Genomic DNA, 5,453 nt, shown 5'->3' on the forward strand with positions numbered 1-5,453 from the left:
GGGGTGTGGGTGGTGAACAGTGTGCCGGCGCGGGCGGCCTGGAGCGCCTCGTCGAAGCTGAGCCCGTTCTCGACGAGTTCCCGGATCCGCTCCAGGCCGAGGAAGCCCGCGTGCCCCTCATTGGTGTGGTACACCTCGGGCTCCGGAGTCCCGGTCACCGCGGCGTAGGCGCGCAGCGCGCGGACACCCCCGATGCCCAGCAGCATCTCCTGGAGCAGCCGGTGGTCGGTTCCGCCGCCGTAGAGCCGGTCGGTCACCCCCCGCTCGGCCGGCTGGTTGTCCTCGACGTCCGAGTCGAGCAGCAGCAGCGGGACCCGTCCGACCTGCGCCTTCCAGATCTGCGCGTGCAGCGTGCGACCCTCGGGCAGACCGACGGCCACCTTCACCGGCATCCCCGCCGTATCGGTCAGCTGGGTCAGGGGGAGCCCGTGCGGATCGATGCCCGGGTACCGTTCCTGCTGCCAGCCGTCCCGGGACAGGGACTGCACGAAGTACCCGGCCCGGTAGAGCAGGCCGACGCCGATGATCGGCACGCCGAGGTCGCTCGCGGTCTTGAGATGGTCGCCGGCGAGGATGCCGAGGCCGCCGGAGTACTGCGGCAGCACCTCGGTGATACCGAACTCCGGGGAGAAGTAGGCGATCGCCGACGGGGCGCTCTCGGCCTTCCGCTGCTGATACCACAGATCGGCCGTCAGGTACTCCTGGAGGTCGTCTGCGACGTCGGTGAGTCGGCGCACGAACCGACGGTCGGCGGCCAGCGCGAGCAGCCGGTTATGGTCCACCTCGCCGAGCAGGCGGACCGGGTCTCCCTTCGTCGCCCGCCAGAGCTCCGGATCAACAGACTCGAACAGGTCCAGCGTCTCGGGATGCCAGGACCAGCGAAGATTCAGGACTAGTTCCCCCAGTGGAGCAAGCTGCCCGGGGAGCTGTGCACGGACGGTGAACCGTCGGAGGGCTCTCACGAAGACGTGAGCCTAGACAGTGCCGGCGACGTCGACACACCCGGGTGCGGCCAGCTGGTCCCGGCCGGGAAACAACTGTCATGTCGACCCGATGACAGCCAGAATTGTCCGGAATCGGGGACCGGAGCCGCCCTTACTCGTTGTCTCGGGCGGTGCCCACCTTGGCCGTGAGCGCGGCCATCACCGCGGGGTCGCGCAAGGTCGTGACGTCGCCGAGTTCCCGGCCTTCGGCAATGTCACGCAGCAACCGGCGCATGATCTTGCCGGACCGGGTCTTCGGCAGGTCGTCGGCCCAGATGATCCGCCGTGGCCGGGCGAGCTTGCCGATCCGCCTGGCCACGTGCTCGCGCAGCTCGGCCTCGGTGGCCTCGTCGCCCGAGCGGTCACCGGCGAGCGTCACGAACGCAACGATCGCCTGGCCGGTCTGCTCGTCGTACTGTGCGACCACCGCCGCCTCGGCGACGGCCTCATGGGCGACGATCGCCGACTCCACCTCCGCGGTGGACAGCCGGTGCCCGGACACGTTGATGACGTCGTCGATCCGCCCGATGATCCAGAAGTAGCCGTCGGCGTCGAGGCGTGCGGCGTCGCCGACGACGTAGGTTGACGGGCCGAAGCGGGAGAAGTACGTCTTGACGAATCGCTCGTCGTCCTTGTAGAGGGTGCGCAGCATGGACGGCCACGGCTTGGTGATCACCAGGATGCCGGTGCCCTCAGTGACCGGCTCGCCGTCCTCCGAGAGCAGCGCCGGGCTGATACCGGGCAGCGGCAGGGTCGCCGAACCCGGTTTGGTCGACGTGACGCCGGCCAGCGGCGAGATAAGCGCGGAGCCGGTCTCGGTCTGCCACCACGTGTCGACGATCGGGCAGCGACCACCGCCGATGACCACGTGGTACCACAACCACGCCTTCGGGTTGATCGGTTCCCCGACCGTGCCGAGCACCCGCAGCGAGGACAGGTCGTGCCGACCGGGATACCGCGCGCCCCACTTGATGCACGTACGGATCGCTGTCGGCGCCGTGTAGAACACGGTGACCTTGTACTCCTCGATGAGCCGCCACCAGATGTTGTAGTCGGGGTAGTCCGGCGCCCCCTCGTACATCACGCTGGTCACGCCGTTCGATAGCGGGCCGTAGACGATGTAGGAGTGCCCGGTGATCCAGCCGACGTCCGCGGAACACCAGTAGACGTCGGTGTCCGGGTCGATGTCGAAGACCGCCCGGTGAGTGTAGGTGGCGCCGAGCAGGTAACCCGCGGTCGTGTGCAGGATCCCCTTCGGCTTCGCGGTCGACCCGGAGCTGTAGAGGATGAACAGGGGATGCTCCGCGGACAGCGGTTCCGGCGGGCAGTCGGGCGCCGCCGCGGCCAGCAGTTCGTGGTACCAGACGTCCCGGCCCGCGGTCATCGGCGCCCCGGTACCGCCCGGCCCGGGCACGACCACAATGTGCCCCAGCGCCGGGAGGTCACCGAGCTCCGCGTCGACGGCGGCCTTCACCGGCGCCGTCCGTCCCTTGCGCCGCGCGCCGTCCACGGTGATCAGCACCTTGGCGTCGGAGACCTCCATCCGCTCCCGGACCGCGGACGGCGCGAAACCGCCGAAGACCACGTTGTGGACCGCGCCGATCCGGGCGCAGGCCAGCATCGCGACGGCCACCTCGGGAATCATCGGCAGGAAGATCCCGACCACGTCGCCGGCGCGCACGCCGAGCGAACGCAGCCCGTTCGCCAGCCGCTGGGTGTCGGCGAGCAGGTCCGCATAGGTGACGGTGCGCCGCTCCCCCTCCTCCCCGTGCCAGTGGAAGGCCACCCGCTCGCCGCGCCCGGCTGCCACGTGCCGGTCCAGGCAGTTCTCCGACAGGTTCAGCATCCCGTCCGCGAACCAGGTGTAGAAGGGCGGGTTCGAGTCGTCGAGTACCTGCGTGAACGGCGTGTGCCAGGTCAGCAGCTCCTCGGCCTTGCGAGCCCAGAACGCGTTCGGGTCTGCCTCGGCGGCGGCCCGGTCGGCGTCCATCGGCAGGCGCCGGGTGAAGGCCGCCGACGGGTCGAAACGCTCCACGGACAGCAGGCTCTCCAGGGTCGCCTCGAGATCGGCGACGTTCTCGAGACCGGTCGAGACGCTGACACCTGTGTCGGTCACGGCTCCTCCTGGGTCGGCTCGGGACGAACAGCACGGTCACACGCTGCCCCCCGGTCTACCACGAAGGCCCGTCAACTCTCAGGAGTTGCGCGGCAGGTTCCGGCGGTCGGCAGGTTCCGGGCGTGAGAGGGGACCGGCCGGCGGTCGACCGTTGGCGATGTCCGCTATTTCCTGCTATGGGCTAGTGCGCCGGGTGGAACCGAGCGATCCCCGAACCCGATCTGGAGATGATTGATGAAGATCAGTGGGTGTCGGCCTATCGTGGCGACCGACATCTACAGCGACATCGAAACCATCCCCAAAGCCGGCACCGTCGACGATCTCGGCGGGTCGGACGGGGTGGGGAACGCCGGGGCGCCGGACGCCTCGCCGGTCATCGAGGGCCTGAAGCGGGAGGAACGCGGATGAGTGTGGTGCGGCTCGAGGTTGACGGCGGGATCGGCACCATCCGGTTAGACCGGCCGCCGATGAACGCGCTGGACTCCACGGTCGCCGCGGAACTGCGGACCGCCGCGGTCGAGGCGACCCGGCGGTCGGACGTCCGCGCGGTGGTGCTCTATGGCGGGGAAAAGGTGTTCGCCGCCGGGGCCGACATCCGGCAGATGGCGCCGATGGGTTACGCCGAGGTATCCACCTGGGTGGGCGATCTGAACTCCACCTTCGAGGTCGTGGCCCGGATCCCGAAGCCCGTGGTCGCCGCGGTGACGGGCTATGCCCTGGGCGGCGGGTTGGAGCTTGCCCTGTGCGCGGACGTGCGGGTCTTGGCCGAGGACGCCCGGGTCGGCCAGCCCGAGATCCTGCTCGGAGTGATCCCCGGCGCGGGGGGCACCCAGCGGCTGCCGCGCCTGATCGGCCCGTCCCGCGCCAAGGACCTCATCTTCAGCGGCAGGCAGGTCCGGGCAGCCGAGGCAGCGGAGATCGGTCTGGCCGACGCCGTCGTTCCCGCGGGTGAGGTGTACGTGCAGGCGAAGCGGATCGCGGGCCGGTACACGAACGGCCCGGCGATGGCGCTCGCGGCGGCGAAGCAGGCGGTTGACGACGGCGCGGAGATCGCGCTGGCCGAGGCGCTACGTCTGGAGGCGGCGCTGTTCGCCGGGCTGTTCGCCACCGAGGACCGGCGGATCGGAATGGAGTCCTTCCTCGAGAACGGGCCCGGCAAGGCCGACTTCATCGGCCGCTGACGGAGACCCCGTGCGGTGTCTGTGGTAGGGGTCCCCGGATTGCGCCGAAGGCGCCATCCGGGGGTTACCGCATGGCCAGGTCGGCGATGACCGGCCGGTGGTCACTGCCGAAGTCGCCGCCGACCTCGAAACCCGTCACCGCGAACGCGGGTGAGGCCAGCACGTGGTCGATGCGCAGCACGGGCGGCAGGATCAGGCTCTTGGAGTTCCAGGTCGGTTGCCATCCGCCGCCGCCGACGTCGTGCGCGTCGCGTACCCCCGAGTTCACCAGCCGACGGAACGGCCGGTGGTCCCGGGTGGCATTGAAGTCGCCGGCCATGACGACCGGCAGCGTGGCGTGTTCGAGCTGCGCGCGCAGCGTGTCGAGCTGGGTCCGCCAGCGGTCGGTGTAGGCGCTGGTCGTCGGTGAGATCGTGTGCACCGCGTACACGACGAAGCGTCGACGCTCATCCACCTCCACGGTGGCCCGCAATGACATTGCTCCGCCGACGACCGGGGCCGCGGCGTCGTGCAGCGGGAAGCGGGAGAACACGGCGGCGCCGAACGCACCCGGCTCCGGGTGCACCTCGCGGTACCGGTAGCTCGCCAGCGCTCCGGACGAGGTGACCCGCGCCAGGGTGAGCGGGGAGAGCTCCACGAGGACGAGCACGTCCGGGTTCGCGGCGCGGATCTGCGCGCCCAGCCGGTCGGCGTGGTCGTTGTAGTAGAGCAGGTTCGCCGACATCACCCGCAGGCGCGCGGCACCCTGCGGGGCCTCCTCGGCGCCGCCGGGGAAAACCTCGGGCAGGGTCCAGAACAGATGGATGGCGATCAGGGCCATGGAGATGATCATCAGCAGGTTGCGACGGAGCGCGAAGGCCACCGCCACGGTGGCGTAGGCCGGGAGGTAGAGCAGTTCGGTCCCGGCATTGATCGCGGAGTAGGGCCAGCCCACCGCATCGTCGAGATGGGCCAACCGGCCGAGGGCGATCCCCCCGAGTCCGGCCACCGCGACCCACGCGACGATCACGACCAGGGGGCGGACCGGGAAGGTCGGGTGCGGCCGGGGCTCCGGGGCGGCGACCGGGATGTCCCTGTGCCGGTAGGTGGGGTCGGTGCCCGGCACGGCGGAACCGGACTCCTGCGCGGAACTCACTTCACCAGAGTGCCCGGCTGGCAGGGCCGTCCGGGAGG

General features: G+C 70.3%; 4 protein-coding genes and 1 pseudogene. 2 read left to right on the plus strand and 3 right to left on the minus strand.

Features of this window, described 5'->3' with window-relative positions:
- Together glgP and acs are read right to left on the minus strand one after the other, a co-directional pair.
- A pseudogene (gene glgP, locus AC08ON_RS14115) lies at positions 1–962 on the minus strand (alpha-glucan family phosphorylase); the annotation flags it as partial.
- A gap of 133 nt (positions 963–1,095) precedes the next feature.
- Positions 1,096–3,099, minus strand: a complete 2,004-nt coding sequence (gene acs / locus AC08ON_RS14120; RefSeq protein ID WP_476607922.1) for an acetate--CoA ligase — start codon at positions 3,097–3,099, stop codon at positions 1,096–1,098.
- A gap of 261 nt (positions 3,100–3,360) precedes the next feature.
- On the opposite strand from acs, the gene AC08ON_RS14125 reads away from it, so the two are divergent.
- Together AC08ON_RS14125 and AC08ON_RS14130 are read left to right on the plus strand one after the other, a co-directional pair.
- Complete coding sequence (locus AC08ON_RS14125; protein ID WP_476607921.1) at positions 3,361–3,507, plus strand: hypothetical protein; 147 nt, start codon at positions 3,361–3,363, stop codon at positions 3,505–3,507.
- Complete coding sequence (locus AC08ON_RS14130) at positions 3,504–4,280, plus strand: enoyl-CoA hydratase/isomerase family protein (RefSeq protein WP_476607920.1); 777 nt, start codon at positions 3,504–3,506, stop codon at positions 4,278–4,280. Before AC08ON_RS14125 ends, AC08ON_RS14130 begins: the two co-directional genes overlap by 4 nt.
- 64 nt (positions 4,281–4,344) lie before the next feature.
- Here the strand turns inward: AC08ON_RS14130 and AC08ON_RS14135 are convergent.
- Positions 4,345–5,453: endonuclease/exonuclease/phosphatase family protein (locus AC08ON_RS14135; RefSeq protein ID WP_476617133.1), on the minus strand; the 1,109-nt coding region annotated here is incomplete at its 5' end.

This window comes from Frankia sp. CoWAU3 (assembly GCF_977971855.1).

Coding starts and splice junctions, on each gene's coding strand:
- AC08ON_RS14130 (WP_476607920.1), top strand. CDS start 3,504: ATGAGTGTGGTGCGGCTCGAGGTTGACGGCGGGATCGGCACCATCCGG.